This window comes from Rhodococcus sp. 11-3, from assembly GCF_023704055.1.
Taxonomy (GTDB): domain Bacteria; phylum Actinomycetota; class Actinomycetes; order Mycobacteriales; family Mycobacteriaceae; genus Rhodococcus; species Rhodococcus aetherivorans.
In genome coordinates, this window is the sequence record NZ_CP080406.1 from 3,681,094 (window position 1) to 3,694,730 (window position 13,637).

The 13,637-nt window shown below is 71.5% G+C and carries 16 protein-coding genes; 6 read left to right on the forward strand and 10 right to left on the reverse strand.

Annotated elements, in window-relative coordinates:
• The first annotated feature begins 70 nt into the window (after window positions 1-70).
• On the forward strand, window positions 71-379 hold the full coding sequence (locus KZJ41_RS17170) for a metalloregulator ArsR/SmtB family transcription factor (protein ID WP_239010599.1): 309 nt from the start codon (window positions 71-73) through the stop codon (window positions 377-379).
• Window positions 380-387: 8 nt separating this feature from the next.
• On the forward strand, window positions 388-816 hold the full coding sequence (locus tag KZJ41_RS17175) for a Fur family transcriptional regulator (protein ID WP_006943911.1): 429 nt from the start codon (window positions 388-390) through the stop codon (window positions 814-816).
• A 10-nt stretch (window positions 817-826) separates the two neighbouring features.
• Here KZJ41_RS17175 and KZJ41_RS17180 read toward each other — a convergent pair whose 3' ends face one another.
• From KZJ41_RS17180 to recO, 4 genes are read right to left on the reverse strand one after another with little or no spacing between them, the layout of a single operon-like run.
• Window positions 827-1,342 (reverse strand): hypothetical protein, encoded by a 516-nt coding sequence (locus KZJ41_RS17180; protein ID WP_185712808.1) that lies wholly within the window; start codon window positions 1,340-1,342, stop codon window positions 827-829.
• Window positions 1,339-1,812: a hypothetical protein gene (locus KZJ41_RS17185; RefSeq protein WP_185712809.1), complete on the reverse strand. Its 474-nt coding sequence runs from the start codon at window positions 1,810-1,812 to the stop codon at window positions 1,339-1,341. The genes KZJ41_RS17180 and KZJ41_RS17185 overlap by 4 nt, the downstream gene beginning before the upstream one ends.
• Window positions 1,809-2,615, reverse strand: coding sequence for an isoprenyl transferase (locus KZJ41_RS17190; protein WP_037200968.1), 807 nt, complete (start codon window positions 2,613-2,615; stop codon window positions 1,809-1,811). The genes KZJ41_RS17185 and KZJ41_RS17190 overlap by 4 nt, the downstream gene beginning before the upstream one ends.
• A complete protein-coding gene (recO, locus tag KZJ41_RS17195) occupies window positions 2,572-3,387 on the reverse strand; it encodes a DNA repair protein RecO (protein WP_080688608.1) in 816 nt (271 codons plus the stop codon). Before recO ends, KZJ41_RS17190 begins: the two co-directional genes overlap by 44 nt.
• 286 nt (window positions 3,388-3,673) lie before the next feature.
• Here recO and KZJ41_RS17200 point away from each other — a divergent pair, with 286 nt between their 5' ends.
• Both KZJ41_RS17200 and KZJ41_RS17205 read left to right on the forward strand, forming a co-directional pair.
• Complete coding sequence (locus tag KZJ41_RS17200; protein WP_251549349.1) at window positions 3,674-5,188, forward strand: permease; 1,515 nt, start codon at window positions 3,674-3,676, stop codon at window positions 5,186-5,188.
• A gap of 65 nt (window positions 5,189-5,253) precedes the next feature.
• The gene (locus tag KZJ41_RS17205; protein ID WP_072635490.1) at window positions 5,254-5,886 is read left to right on the forward strand and encodes a cysteine hydrolase family protein; all 633 of its coding nucleotides are present in this window, start codon (window positions 5,254-5,256) and stop codon (window positions 5,884-5,886) included.
• A gap of 22 nt (window positions 5,887-5,908) precedes the next feature.
• Here the strand turns inward: KZJ41_RS17205 and KZJ41_RS17210 are convergent, their stop codons facing one another.
• Window positions 5,909-6,946 carry an alpha/beta fold hydrolase gene (locus KZJ41_RS17210; protein WP_029544333.1) on the reverse strand — a complete coding sequence of 346 codons (1,038 nt, stop codon included), beginning with the start codon at window positions 6,944-6,946 and terminating at the stop codon, window positions 5,909-5,911.
• Window positions 6,947-7,142: 196 nt separating this feature from the next.
• Here KZJ41_RS17210 and KZJ41_RS17215 point away from each other — a divergent pair, with 196 nt between their 5' ends.
• Window positions 7,143-8,561: an amidase gene (locus tag KZJ41_RS17215; RefSeq protein WP_029544335.1), complete on the forward strand. Its 1,419-nt coding sequence runs from the start codon at window positions 7,143-7,145 to the stop codon at window positions 8,559-8,561.
• A 5-nt stretch (window positions 8,562-8,566) separates the two neighbouring features.
• Window positions 8,567-9,133 carry a TetR/AcrR family transcriptional regulator gene (locus KZJ41_RS17220; RefSeq protein WP_037201765.1) on the forward strand — a complete coding sequence of 189 codons (567 nt, stop codon included), beginning with the start codon at window positions 8,567-8,569 and terminating at the stop codon, window positions 9,131-9,133.
• A gap of 31 nt (window positions 9,134-9,164) precedes the next feature.
• On the opposite strand, the gene KZJ41_RS17225 is transcribed toward KZJ41_RS17220, so the two are convergent.
• From KZJ41_RS17225 to KZJ41_RS17245, 5 genes are all read right to left on the reverse strand, one after another.
• A complete protein-coding gene (locus KZJ41_RS17225; RefSeq protein WP_251549351.1) occupies window positions 9,165-9,470 on the reverse strand; it encodes a hypothetical protein in 306 nt (101 codons plus the stop codon).
• Window positions 9,471-9,574: 104 nt separating this feature from the next.
• Window positions 9,575-10,492, reverse strand: coding sequence for a GTPase Era (era, locus tag KZJ41_RS17230; protein ID WP_006943889.1), 918 nt, complete (start codon window positions 10,490-10,492; stop codon window positions 9,575-9,577).
• A gap of 70 nt (window positions 10,493-10,562) precedes the next feature.
• The gene (locus KZJ41_RS17235; protein WP_029544339.1) at window positions 10,563-11,873 is read right to left on the reverse strand and encodes a hemolysin family protein; all 1,311 of its coding nucleotides are present in this window, start codon (window positions 11,871-11,873) and stop codon (window positions 10,563-10,565) included.
• A gap of 24 nt (window positions 11,874-11,897) precedes the next feature.
• Entirely contained in the window at window positions 11,898-12,440 is a 543-nt protein-coding gene (gene ybeY / locus KZJ41_RS17240; RefSeq protein ID WP_006943887.1) for an rRNA maturation RNase YbeY, read from the reverse strand.
• Between the two features lie 67 nt (window positions 12,441-12,507).
• Window positions 12,508-13,575 carry a PhoH family protein gene (locus KZJ41_RS17245; protein WP_006943882.1) on the reverse strand — a complete coding sequence of 356 codons (1,068 nt, stop codon included), beginning with the start codon at window positions 13,573-13,575 and terminating at the stop codon, window positions 12,508-12,510.
• Between the last annotated feature and the right edge of the window lie 62 nt (window positions 13,576-13,637).

Here is a 13,637-nt window from a genome sequence, read left to right on the forward strand (position 1 = left end):
TGCCGACACCGGCCACGGCGGCGACGCCGCGGCCCCGGACCGTCCGCACGACGACTGCCGCCCGGGATCGGTGACGCCGTCCCCCGTACCCGCCCCGTCGCGGGAAACCCTCGCCGCCGCCGGCGAGCTCCTGCGCGCGCTGGCCGCACCGGTGCGCATCGCCATCGTGCTGCAACTGCGCGAATCCGAACGCTGTGTACACGAACTGGTCGGCGCGCTCGGCGTCACCCAGCCGCTGATCAGCCAGCACCTGCGCATCCTCAAGGCCGCGGGCGTGGTCCGCGGCGAACGCGCCGGCCGCGAGGTGCTCTACCGTCTGGTCGACGACCATCTCGCCCACATCGTCGTCGACGCCGTCGCCCACGTCGAGGAAGGTTGACCGTAGTCGTGTCGCCCGCCCACAAACCCGTAGTCGGAGTCCGCTCCACCAAGCAGCGCAGCGCCATCTCCGCGCTGCTCGACGAGATCGAGGAGTTCCGCTCCGCCCAGGACCTGCACGACGAACTGCGCAAGCGCGGCGAGGGCATCGGCCTGACCACCGTCTACCGCACGCTGCAGTCCCTCGCCGAAGCCGGCACCGTCGACGTGCTGCGCACCGACAGCGGCGAGTCCGTCTACCGGCGCTGCTCGTCCGGTCACCATCACCACCTCGTGTGCCGGGCGTGCGGTTACACGGTGGAGGTGGACGGGCCGGCGGTCGAGCGCTGGTCGCACGAGGTGGCCGAGGACAACGGTTTCGTCGACGTGAGCCACACCGTCGAGATCTTCGGCACCTGCCGCGACTGCGCGGACGCCGCGCCGGCGACGTCGCGCTGACCGACGACGGTCAGCGGCACCCGCAGCCGTCGCAGCCGCACCCGCCCAGCAGGTCGACCACCTCGCCGGCAGTCTCGTCGCCCGGCTCGTCGAACACGCACGCCCGCCCGCCGAGCCGCGCCGCCAGTTCGGGCACATGCGGCACCAGCGCCGCGACCACCGCGACCGCGCGCGCCAGGTGCACCGGCACCAGCGGGCGCGCCGGGACGCGCTGCACCGCCGTCACCCGGTCCTGGTGCAACTCGAGCCGCGCGTCCGGCCATCGCGCCTGCAGGTCGACGAGGACCTCGGCCGCGCGGGTACGACCGGCGATCCGCTCCACCAGGTACGTCGTCAGCTCCACCACCCCGGCCCGCGAATCGACGACGGCGTAGGTGAGCACATCGTCGACCCAGATCGGCACGTCGCCGTCCGTGTCGGGTTCGATCTCCTCGGCGAGGACCGCCGAGAAGACACGCAGCACGGCGGCACGCAGTGCGTCGTCGTTCCCGGTGGCGATCGGGGAGTCCCAGTCGAGTTCGCTCACTCGGATCCGCCCGTGCCCGTGACGGCCGAGCGCGCGTCGCCGGCGCCGCCGAGCACGAGCAGCAGCATCGTGGTCAGGGGCGAGTCCCGAAGGCCGGTGCCGGGGAATGAGTACCGCAGCACCACGTCCGCCTCGGCGTCCCGCTCGACGAGGTGTATCGACCCGAACTGCAGCGCGTCGGCCGCCCCGGCGACCCGCGTGCGCAACGCGTCGTCGAGCGGCAGGTCCCACGCGAGGACGCCGGTCAGCGACACCACGTCGAGACCCTCGGTGAGGGTCACCACCCGCACGGCGCACGGCACGCCCGCATAGTCGAATCCCAGCGCATCGTCGCCGTTCGTCCTGGGCTCGTGCATGGCGACGAACTCCGCCAGCGCGGCCGCGACCCGGTCGCGCAGGCCGAGGCCGCTCGGGTCCACCCCGCCGGGGGCCGGCCTCCGCTCCTCCGGTCCCGTTCCGGGGCCCGTCACTTCACGCCCCCGAAGCGGCGGTCGCGCGAGGCGTACTCCACGCAGGCGGCCCACAGGTCCCGACGGTCGAAGTCGGGAAACATCTTGTCCTGGAACACCATCTCGGCGTAGGCCGACTGCCAGAGCAGGAAGTTCGAGGTGCGTTGTTCCCCGGACGGCCGCAGGAACAGGTCCACGTCCGGCATGTCGGGCTCGTCGAGGTACCGCGCAACCGTGGCCTCGGTGACGCGTTCCGGGTCGAGCTCACCCGTGGCCACGCGACGCGCGATCTCCCTTGCGGCATCGGCGATCTCGGCGCGGCCTCCGTAGTTCACGCACATGGTGAGGGTCATCACGTCGTTGTCGCGGGTCAGTTCCTCGGCGATCTCGAGTTCCTTGATGACGCTGCGCCACAGCTTCGGCCGGCGTCCGGCCCAGCGCACGCGTACCCCCATCTCGTGCATCTCGTCGCGGCGGCGGCGGATCACGTCCCGGTTGAAGCCCATGAGAAAGCGCACCTCGTCCGGGCTGCGCTTCCAGTTCTCGGTGGAGAACGCGTACGCCGAGAGCCACTTGACGCCCATCTCGATGCACCCGCACACGGTGTCCATCAGCACCGCCTCGCCGCGTTCGTGGCCGGCGGTGCGAGGCAGACCGCGTTCCTGGGCCCAGCGGCCGTTGCCGTCCATGACCAGGGCGACGTGCCGCGGGATCAGTTCGGGCTGCAGACCCGGCGGGCGGGCGCCGGACGGGTGCGGGTCGGGTGGCCGGATCTCGCGGTCACGCGATGCTTGCGGGGTGCGGCGTCGAATCACGCTCCCCATCCTGCCCGACCGTCTCCCCGCCCACAGCCACCGCATGGGGACGGCCGCGTTCGATCAGCGGCAGGGTCCGCAACTGCCGCTCCAGATGCCACTGCAGGTGGGCGGCGATCAGGCCGCTGGCCTGCCCGCGGGTCGCCTCGGACACCGTGTCGGTGCCCTGCCAGCGACCGTGGAAGAGCGCGTCCATCAGATCCAGCACACCCGCGCCGGGGGTCGCGGCGCCCGGCGGCCGGCACCGCACGCATACCGCTCCCCCGGCCGCGACGTGGAACGCGCGATGCGGGCCGGGCTCGTCGCAGCGAGCGCAGCGGCTGATCGCCGGCGCCCAGCCGGCGTAGGCCATGGCCCGCAGCAGGTAGGCGTCGAGGATCAGTTCCGGCGGCCGGACCTGGTCGGACAGGGCACGGAGCGCACCGACGGTGAGGCGGTGCAGCTGCGGGGCGGGGGCGCGCTCCTCACCGGCGAGCCGTTCGGCGGTCTCGAGCACGGCGCACGCGGTGGTGTAGCGGCCGTAGTCGTCGACGAGGTCGGCGCCGAACGCATCGACGGTCTGGACCTGGGTGATGATGTCGAGGCTGCGGCCCGGATGCAACTGCACGTCGATGTGCGCGAACGGCTCGAGCCGCGCCCCGAACTTCGAGCGGGTGCGCCGCACCCCTTTCGCGACGGCCCGCACGAGGCCGTGGCGACGGGTGAGCAGCGTGACGATGCGGTCGGCCTCGCCCAGCTTGTGCTGGCGCAGCACCACCGCGTGATCCCGGTACAACCTCACCCTGCGAGTCTGTCACGCCGGGCCGACACCGAGGCGGCGGCGCGGATTTTTCGCGTTGTTCACAGACCCGGCCGACCCGAAACGCGGTCGTCACCCTCCCTGCAACCTGCACAGCAGAACCCCCTGCGGTTCGGTCATTTTCGCCCTTGCCGAACCGGGCCGGACCCAGCACCATCGGACGACATCCGGTGCGGCGACGCCCGTAGCGCGGGGCCCAGGCGGGCCTGCACCCCGCGGCGGCGCCGATCCCCCGGCCCGATGCCTCAGCCCGCTGGAGGAGCCACCCGTGACCACCGCCCATATCGTCTTCCTGCTCGGCCTCGTGTCCCTCCTCGTGGCCATGGCCCTGCGCAAGAACGTGATGATCCCGGCAGTGGTGGCGACGTTCGCCACCGCCCTCGCCTACGACGGCGACGTCGCGAACGCCGTGATGGCGGTGTTCCGGGCGACGCTCACCTCGGGCTCGGCGCTGTTCGAGATCTTCGTCGTCATCGCGGCGGTCACCTCGATGCTGGCCGCGATGCGGAGCATCGGCGCCGACGAGATGATGGTGCGGCCGATGAGCCGGTGGATGATCAACGGCCGCGTCGCCTACGTGGTGCTGTTCGTGTTCACCTATCTCCTGTCGCTGTTCTTCTGGCCGACGCCCGCCCTCGCGTTGATCGGGGCCGTGCTGCTGCCCGCCGCGATCAAGGCCGGGCTGCCACCCCTGGGTGCGGCGCTCGCCCTGGCGATCTCGGGTCAGGGGATGTCCATTGCCTCGGACTACGTGATCGGGCTGGCCCCGTCGATCTCCGCGAGCGGCGCCGGGGTGCCCGCCGACGACATCGCCGGTCGCGCGCTGGTGATCTCGCTGATCGTCGGCGTCGTCGCCGCGGCGCTGGCCTGGTTCCTCACCGTGCGCCGCCGGATGACGGGCGGCGCCGGCACGCCGGGGACGGGCGGCGGGGGCGGGCACCCCGGATCCGCGGCCGGCGGCGGCGCACGCAACCCCGTGCCGGCGAGCGCCGCGCCAGCGGAGCCCACGCCCGAGCGTGCGGTCGACGTTCTCGAGGACGAACTTCCCGGATACGACGAGGGCACCCGCATCACCGGCCGCCCGCGCCTGGCCCGCCGGTGGGCAGTCGGTGTACCGGCCGCGTTCGCCGCGGTGCTCGTCTACATGCTGCTCGGCCGGTTCACCGACCTCGTGCCGTGGTCGGACGGCGCCGGCGCGTCCCTGGTGGGCGGGACGGCGATGATCCTGATGGCACTGGTGACGGTCACCGCCCGCAGGCAGGAGGCGCTCGAGTTCTGCGCGACGCACTTCGTCGACGGCCTGTCCTACGCCTTCAAGGCGATGGGCATCATCCTTCCCGTCGCGGGATTCGTGTACATGGGCATCCCCGACTACTCCGGTGCGATCCTGGGTCTCGAGGACGGTACCGGCCCGGCCTTCCTGTTCGACGCCGTCGAGGGCGTGCAGGGCTTCATCCCGGACAACGGACTCTTCGTCGCCCTGAGCATGCTCGTGATCGGAATGGCGATGGGCCTGGACGGGTCCGGCTGGGCGGGCCTGCCGCTCACCGGCGGCCTGGCCGCCGCCCTCGCCCCGCAGTCGGGCATCGACACCGCGACGCTCGCCGCCATCGCCCAGAACGGCGCCACCTGGACCGGCGGGGGCACCCTGGTCATCTGGTCGTCCCTCGTCGTGGTGGCCGGCTTCTGCAAGGTCTCCGTCACCGACATGGTCCGCCACCTCGCCGTTCCCGTCGTGACCGGCCTCGTCGTCGCGACCCTGGCCGCCGTGGTCATCTGGTGACCTCGGCCGACGTGAGCACACCCGTCCCCGACTTTCCTTCTATCCCCTACCCCGAGGACCCGACGATGGATTCGATTCCCTTCCGTTACGACCCACAGCGCTGCGCGCTTGTCGTGATCGACATGCAGAACGACTTCTGCTCCCCGGACGGCGCCTTGGCGCGCTGCGGTTTCGACGTGACGGCCGCGGTCGCCATGGCACCGCGCCTCGCCGGCCTCATCGCATCGGCGCGGGCCGCCGGCGTGCAGATCGTGTTCGTCCGCACCCTTCACGACGAGACCACGGACACGCCACAGTGGCTCGGACGGGTCGGCGACGGACCCGACGCGGCCCGCACCGGGCTCACCTGCCGGCCGGACACCGCGGGCGCCGAATTCTACGGCGTCGCACCGCAAGACGCGGATGCGGTGGTCGTCAAGCACCGGTTCAGCGCGTTCGTCGGCACCGACCTCGACGACGTCCTGCGCTCACGGAACATCGAATCGCTGCTGTTCACCGGGGTGGCCACCGAGGTGTGCGTCGAGTCGAGCCTGCGCAGCGCCCTGTTCCACGAGTACTGGGTGTCCCTGGTGGAGGACTGCGCCGCGACCTACAGCCCGGCCGCTCACGATGCGTCGGTGGCCGTAGTGGCCCAGAACTTCGGCACCGTGGTGACCGCCGAGAAACTCCGGGCACTGTGGAGCGCGGCCCCCGTCTAGCGGCGGCGGGCGCCGGGATCGCTCAGGTGGCGCTGCGCTCGTCGGCGCCCATCGCGCCGAGCACGGCCCGGCGGGTGGCCGGACCGCCGGTGATCCGGCTCTCGCTCACGCCGTTGATCAGCAGCCGGCCCCAGCGCTGCTCGTCGAACTCGGCGGGCGCGGTCGAGTCGAGGAACTCCTCGACCACCCGCACGAACCGGATGGGATCGTCCCGGAACGGGAAATGGCCGGCGCCGCGGAAGACGTCGAGCCGGGAATGGGGCATCGCCGAATGCGCCAGGTGCGCGTGATCCACCGGGATCACGCTGTCGTGCTCACCCCAGATCAGCTGCACGGGCAGGTCCTCGGTCAGGTAGCAGCGGTCGAGCATCGTCACCACCTGACCACGCCAGTCCACGACGGCCCGCAGCGTGCGCAGGAACGCCTCGCACGCGGTGGGATCGGGCAATCCGCTCAGGACCCGGATCAGATCCGAGGTGTCGTGCAGCAGGACCCCGGGACGCAAGGGGGTGTCGTGCCACCGGCCCAGCAGGCCACCGGCAATGCGCATCGCGGGCATGGCGCCCGGTAGGCGCAGCAGCTTGAGCGCCTCGCTCAGCCCCGGCAGGGACAGCAGGCGCAACGCCGGGTGAACGTCCTTGGTGACGCCACCCGCGGCCACCAGGACGAGCCGGTCGACCATCTGCGGGAACTGGTACGCGAACTGCATCGCGACGCCGCCGCCGAGGGAGTGCCCGACCACGGTGACGCGCTCGATGCCCAGGACCGACAGCAGGTCACGCACACCGTTGGCGTACCCGGCGACCGAGTAGTCGCTGCGGGGCTTGTCGGAGCGGCCGTGGCCGAGCAGGTCCGGTGCGATGACCGTGTACCTGCGGGCCAGGTGCGGGATGACCTCCCGCCAGGTCGAGGAGTTGTCGCCGATCCCGTGGATCAGCAGCAGCGCAGGCCCCTCGCCGGCAATCCGGAACGCGCGACGGTACCCGTGGATGGTGCGGAAGACCATCCGCGTCTCCGTGTCCGGTACGCGCCGGAGGTTGCGTGTGCGCGATGAACCCATGTGTATCTCCTGACAGCCGGTCCCTACGACACCCCGGGGAGGCTCCCGCGATATCCCCGGGGGCATACCCAACCGCTCGTCGCGCCCCCCGCCAATGTGACGAGCGCCACATTTCTGCGCATCCCGCCCTCGACGAGACGAACTGGAACGCGTTATTGTTCGTTCGAACGAACACCACGAAGGGGGACGCAGCCGTATGACCGCACCACGGGCAGACACCCGAGCGCCCGGCCTCGCCGCCGAGGCCGCCGCCCTCGCCGCCGGCGCCACCACGTCCGTCGCCGCGACGCGCGCGGCCCTGGAACGCATCGAGGCCGGCAATCGCGCACTCAATGCCTTCCGTGGCGTCCGCCGGGAGCAGGCGCTCGCCGAGGCCGAGGAGGCCGACCGGCGTCTCGCCGCCGGCGTCCGTCTCCCCCTGCTCGGTGTGCCGGTCGCGGTGAAGGACGACACCGACATCGCGCACGAGATCACCGCGTTCGGATGCGCCGGCGAGTTCGCCGTCCGCGAGGAGGACGCGGAGGTGGTGCGGCGGCTGCGGGCCGCCGGCGCCGTGATCGTCGGCAAGACGAACACCCCCGAACTGGGGCAGTGGCCGTTCACCGGCGGCAGCGCCTTCGGCCACACCCGCAACCCCTGGCACCGGGACCACACCCCCGGCGGTTCGTCGGGGGGCAGCGCCGCCGCGGTCTCGGCGGGCCTGGTGTCCGCGGCGCTCGGCTCCGACGGCGCCGGATCGGTCCGCATCCCGGCCGCCTGGACCAACCTCGTGGGAATCAAGCCGCAACGCGGCCGCATCTCGATGTGGCCCGACCCCGAGGCCTTCCACGGCCTCACCACCCACGGCACCCTGGCACGCACGGTCGCCGACGCCGCACTGCTGCTCGACGCCGTCGCGGGCAACCACGTCGGCGACCTGCACGAAGCCGAAGCCGTCACGGTGTCCGACGCCGTGGGTCGCGATCCGGGCCGGCTGCGGATCGCGCTCTCGCTCGCGCGCCCCTACACCGCCACCCGCACCCGACTGCACGCCGAGATCCGCGCGCGCGTCGAAGCCCTCGCCGGCACGCTGCGTGCCCTCGGCCACGACGTGACCGTCGCCGACCCGGCCTACGGAAAGCTGCTGGGCCTGAACTTCCTGCCCCGGTCGATGGCCGGCATCGACGACTGGGTGCGGCGGCTGCCCGACCCGGCCCTCGCCGACCCGCGCACCCGCGCGAACGCCCGCACCGGCCGGCTGCTGCGCGGCCGTCCGCTGCGCGCCGCTCGCGCCGCCGAACCACGCATCCGCCGGCGCATCGGCACGATCTTCGACCGCTTCGACGTCATCCTCGCCCCCACCACCGCCACCCCACCCCCGGTGGTGGAGGCGATGGACGGCCTCGGGGGCTGGGCCACCGACAAGGTGATCACGGCCGCCTGCCCCTACACCTGGCCGTGGAACGTCCTGGGCTGGCCGAGCGTGAACATCCCGGCGGGCTTCACCGGATCGGGCCTGCCGGTCGGCGCCCAGCTCATGGGACACGAGAACGCGGAGCCCCTGCTGATCTCCCTCGCCGCCCAGCTCGAGTCGGAACTGCGCTGGGATCGTCACACGCCGCAGCGGTGGTGGTGACCTCGATGGGCACGGACGTCCGCGGCGCGATCGTGGCCGCGACCCTGCATCTGATCGGCACGGACGGCATCGCCGCGATCACCAACCGCCGCATCGCCGCCCGGGCGGGAGTCTCCCTCGGCTCGATCACCTACCACTTCCCCACCCAGTCCGACCTGCTGCGGTCGGCGCTGACGACGTTCGTCGCAGACGAGACCACGCGGTTGCGGGATCTGGCGGAGGACTACCGTGGTCGCGGACTGAGCCTGGCCGACGCCGCGGCACTCACCGGACAGGTCGCCGAGGACCTGTCGTTCTCGGCGGAGCGGATCGCGCCGTTCGAGCTCTACGTCCAGGCCGGCCGGGATCCGCAGTTGCGGGAGGCGGCGGCCCGATGCTGGGCCGCCTACGACGCGCTGACCGTGACCATCCTCACCGAACTCGGTGTCCCCCGACCGGAGTCGGTCGCCCCGACCCTGGTCGCGACCATCACCGGACTCCAGCTGCGCCGCCTGGCCACCGGCGCCGCGCCCGACCTCTCGGCGGCGGTGCTGCAGCTGGTGCGCAGCACGGTGCCCGCCGCGGCGGACTGACCGCGGGCCGCACACGGGCCGCCGACACGGGTCAGGCCAGGGTCGCCACCACGAAGACCGCATACGCGACGAGCGCACTCCACGCGACGGCGTCGACGGCCCGGCGCGGGGCGCGCGTCGCGAACAGGGCCGACGCCGCGGCCAGCAGCATCCAGCACGCCGGATGGGCGTAGCGGATCGCGGCCGACTGCACGCCGGTCGTCTCGTCGGCTCGCGCGGGCACGACGAAGAGCCACAGCACGGCGAACGCCGACGAGGCGAGAGCAAGGAGGAGACCGAACGCGACGCGGTGGCGCACGATCATGCCGCGCAGACCGCCTCCGGGGTCACCGGTCACCGCCGCCTCCCGGGCGGACCCGACCGGTCGGCGCGAGCGATGCGGGAGAGGGCACTGCGCATCCCTTCCTGTCGGGGCCCGTCCGACGACACCGCACGCGACGGTCAGAAGCCGAGGCGGCCGAGTTGCTTCGGATCGCGCTGCCAGTCCTTGGCGACCTTCACGTGCAGATCGAGGTAGATCTTCACCCCGAGCAGCTTCTCGATCTGGGAGCGGGCAGCGGTGCCCACCTCACGCAGGCGGGCGCCACCCTTGCCGATCACGATGCCCTTCTGGCTCGGCCGCTCCACGTACAGCAGCGCATGCACGTCGAGCAGCTCGCCCTGCTTCTCGGTGCGACCCTCCCGCTCGGTGATCTCCTCGATCACCACCGCGAGCGAGTGGGGCAGCTCGTCGCCGAGTCCCTCGAGCGCGGCCTCCCGGATCAGCTCGGCCATGAGCGTCTCCTCGGGCTCGTCGGTCAGTTCGCCGTCGGGGTAGAACGCCGGCCCGGGTTCCATGTGCGAGGCGAGGACGTCGATGAGGACCTCGAGCTGCTCGCCCGAGGTGGCGGACACGGGCACGACGTCCACGTCCGGTCCGAGCAGCTCGGAGACGGCGAGCAGCTGCGGCGCGATCCGCTCCTTGCTCACCTTGTCGATCTTCGTGACGATGCCGATCAGCTTCGTGCGCGGGGCGACCTGCCGCACCTGTTCGACGATCCAGCGGTCGCCGGGGCCGATCTTCTCGTCGGCCGGGATGCACACGCAGACCGCGTCGACCTCCGAATAGGTGTCGCGCACCAGGTCGTTGAGCCGCTGCCCGAGCAGCGTCCGCGGCCGATGCAGGCCGGGGGTGTCCACGAGGATGATCTGTGCGTGTTCACGGTGCACGATGCCCCGGATGGTGTGCCGGGTGGTCTGCGGACGCGACGAGGTGATCGCAATCTTGCTGCCCACGAGCGCATTCGTCAGCGTCGACTTCCCGGTGTTGGGCCGTCCGACGAAACACACGAAGCCGGAACGGAAGTCGGGGTCGGTCATACGAGCTCCTCGTCTGCGGTGCCGGCGGTGCGGATCGGCACGGTGGGTGTCGTGGCGTCGACGGCCGCGGTCACCCGTCGACCGATTCCTCGGCGGCGGTCTCGGCCGTCTCCGTCGCGGGGACCCGTTGCACGTACACGGTGTTGATGCGGACCCGGCCCCGGGCGTCGCGGCCGCCCTCGCCGCGCAGCCGCAGACCGTGGGTCTCCACTTCGGAACCCGGCAACGGTACCCGGCCGAGCACGAACCCGAGCAAACCGCCGACTGTGTCGACCTCGATGTCGTCGAGCGCAACGTCGAACAGGTCACCGAGGTCCTCGACGGGCAACCGCGCGGAGACCCGGAAGGTGTCGTCGCCGAGATCCTCGACGGGCGCGATCTCTCCGGTGTCGTACTCGTCGGCGATCTCGCCGACGATCTCCTCGATGATGTCCTCGATGGTGACCAGCCCGGCGATGCCGCCGTACTCGTCGACGAGCAGCGCCATGTGGTTGCGGTCGCGCTGCATGTCGGCCAGCAGATCGTCGAGGCGCTTGGAATCCGGCACGAACACCGCCGGGCGCATCACCTCGGCGACGGTCACGCTCCGGCCGCCGTCGCGCGAATAGTAGGTCTGCTGCACCAGGTCCTTGAGATACACGACGCCGCGGATGTCGTCGACGTTCTCGCCGATCACCGGGATGCGGGAGTGCCCGCTGCGCACCGCGAGCGACGTCGCCTGGCCGGCGGTCTTGTCCACCTCGATCCACACCATCTCGGGGCGCGGCACCATCACCTCGCGTGCGGTGGTGTCACCGAAGTCGAACACCGACTGGATCATTCGCCGTTCCTCGGCGGCGACGACGCCGCGCTCCTGCGCCATGTCCACCAGCTCGCGCAGTTCGATCTCGTTGGCGAACGGCCCGTTCCGGAATCCCCGGCCGGGGGTGATCGCGTTGCCGATCAGGATCAGCAGCCGGCTCAGCGGGCCGAGCAGGACACCGATCACGCGCAACGGCACGGTCCCGGCCAGGGCGATGGGGTACGCGTGCTGGCGACCGAGGGTTCGGGGGCCCACGCCGATCACCATGTAGTCCACGAGCACCATGATCACGGCGCTGGCCACCAGCGCCCCGGTGTGGCCCATCCAGTCGAGCAGCGCCGCCACCAGCACCACCGTCGCGGTGATCTCGCACAGGATGCGCAGCAGCACCATGAGATTGACGTACCGCGGCCGGTCCTCGAGGATCACCAGCAGCTTCTGCGCGCTGGGCCGCTCGCCCTTGGCGAGTTCCTCCACGCGGGCCGGGGAGACGGTGTTCAGCGCCGAGTCGACCGCCGCGAACAGCCCGCCGAGCGCCACCAGCACGACGGCGACGACGACGAGCGCGGGGGCGCTCACGCCAGTGCTCCGATCACGAGGCCGCTACCGCTCGGTCGGGTCGAAGAAGCCGGCCTTGCCGAGGAGCTGCTGATCGCGGGCCGCGAGCCTGGCCTCGTGCTCGGCGCGCCGCAGTTCCTCGTACCACTCCTCGAGGAGCTGGTTCTGCAGACCGAACATCTCCTTCTCCTCGTCGGGCTCGGCGTGGTCGTACCCGAGCAGGTGCAGCATCCCGTGGACCGTGAGCACGGCGAGTTCGTGCGCGAGCGAATGGCCGGCCTTCTCGGCCTGTTCCGCGGCGAAGGACGGGCACAGCACGATGTCGCCGAGCATCGAGGGGCCGGGCTCGGGGGCGTCGGGGCGGCCGCCGGGCTCGAGTTCGTCCATGGGGAAGGACATCACGTCGGTGGGGCCGGGCAGGTCCATCCAGCGCATGTGCAGATCGGCCATGGTGTCGGAGTCGACGAGCACCATCGACAGTTCCGCGGCCGGATGCACGTCCATCCGGGCGATGACGAACCGCGCGATGTCGATCAGGTCCTCCTCGGCGACGTCCATCCCCGATTCGTTCGAGATCTCGATGCTCATCTGTGGCGTTCCTTCTGGGCGGATGCGGACACGGCGGGTACGAGACGGGCGGGGCCCTCGGTCACGGTCACCGGCGCGGCACCCGGCTCTGGGCTGCTGCCCGCCGCTGGGCCCGGTTGCCCATGGCGACGCCGGCCGGCCGATCGGCCTCGAAACGCTCGTAGGCGTCGACGATGTCGGAGACGAGCCGGTGCCGCACCACGTCGCTGCTGTCGAGGACGGCGAAATGGATGCCGTCGATGCCCTCGAGGATCTCGGCGGCGGCCGCCAGCCCGGAGCGGGCACCGCCGGGCAGGTCCACCTGCGTGGTGTCGCCGGTGACGACGATCTTGGAACCGAAGCCGAGACGCGTCAGGAACATCTTCATCTGCTCGGCGGTGGTGTTCTGCGCCTCGTCGAGGATGATGAACGCGTCGTTGAGGGTGCGTCCGCGCATGTACGCCAGCGGCGCGACCTCGATGACCCCGGCCTGCATCAGCTTCGGGATGGCTTCCGGGTCCATCATGTCGTGCAGCGCGTCGTGCAGCGGGCGCAGGTACGGGTCGATCTTCTCGTGCAGCGTGCCCGGCAGGAAGCCGAGTCGCTCCCCGGCCTCGACGGCGGGCCGGGTGAGGATGATGCGGGTGACCTGCTTCGACTGCAGCGCCTGCACGGCCTTGGCCATGGCGAGGTACGTCTTGCCGGTGCCCGCGGGCCCGATGCCGAACACGATCGTGTTGGTGTCGATGGCGTCGACGTAGCGCTTCTGGTTGAGGGTCTTGGGCCGGATGGTCTTGCCGCGCCGGGACAGGATGTCGAGGCTGAGGACGTCGGCCGGCGAGTCGGACAGACCCTGCGTGAGCATGCCCACGGTGCGGCGCACCGCGTCCGGGGTCACCGCCTGCCCGCGTCCGACGAGGGTGACGAGCTGCCCGAGCACCCGTTCCGCGAGCGCGACGTCCGCCGGCGCGCCGGTGAGGGTGACGGAGTTGCCGCGTACGTGGATGTCCGCACCGAGGGCCCGTTCGAGGGCGATGAGATTCTCGTCGGCCGAGCCGAGCAGCGGCGCCGCAGCTTCGGGCGGCAGGTCCAGGTGGGAACGGACGGTGGTCCGTTCGGCGTTCCCGGTGTCTCGGGTGTCGTCTGGTTCACTCACGTGGACGGTACGGCCTGCTTTCGGTTCGTCTCGCGCACGACGGGCGTCGTGACGATGCCAGT

Coding starts and splice junctions, on each gene's coding strand:
- KZJ41_RS17190 (WP_037200968.1), bottom strand. CDS start 2,615: ATGGGGAGCGTGATTCGACGCCGCACCCCGCAAGCATCGCGTGACCGC.
- KZJ41_RS17205 (WP_072635490.1), top strand. CDS start 5,254: ATGGATTCGATTCCCTTCCGTTACGACCCACAGCGCTGCGCGCTTGTC.
- KZJ41_RS17215 (WP_029544335.1), top strand. CDS start 7,143: ATGACCGCACCACGGGCAGACACCCGAGCGCCCGGCCTCGCCGCCGAG.
- KZJ41_RS17220 (WP_037201765.1), top strand. CDS start 8,567: ATGGGCACGGACGTCCGCGGCGCGATCGTGGCCGCGACCCTGCATCTG.
- KZJ41_RS17210 (WP_029544333.1), bottom strand. CDS start 6,946: ATGGGTTCATCGCGCACACGCAACCTCCGGCGCGTACCGGACACGGAG.
- ybeY (WP_006943887.1), bottom strand. CDS start 12,440: ATGAGCATCGAGATCTCGAACGAATCGGGGATGGACGTCGCCGAGGAG.
- era (WP_006943889.1), bottom strand. CDS start 10,492: ATGACCGACCCCGACTTCCGTTCCGGCTTCGTGTGTTTCGTCGGACGG.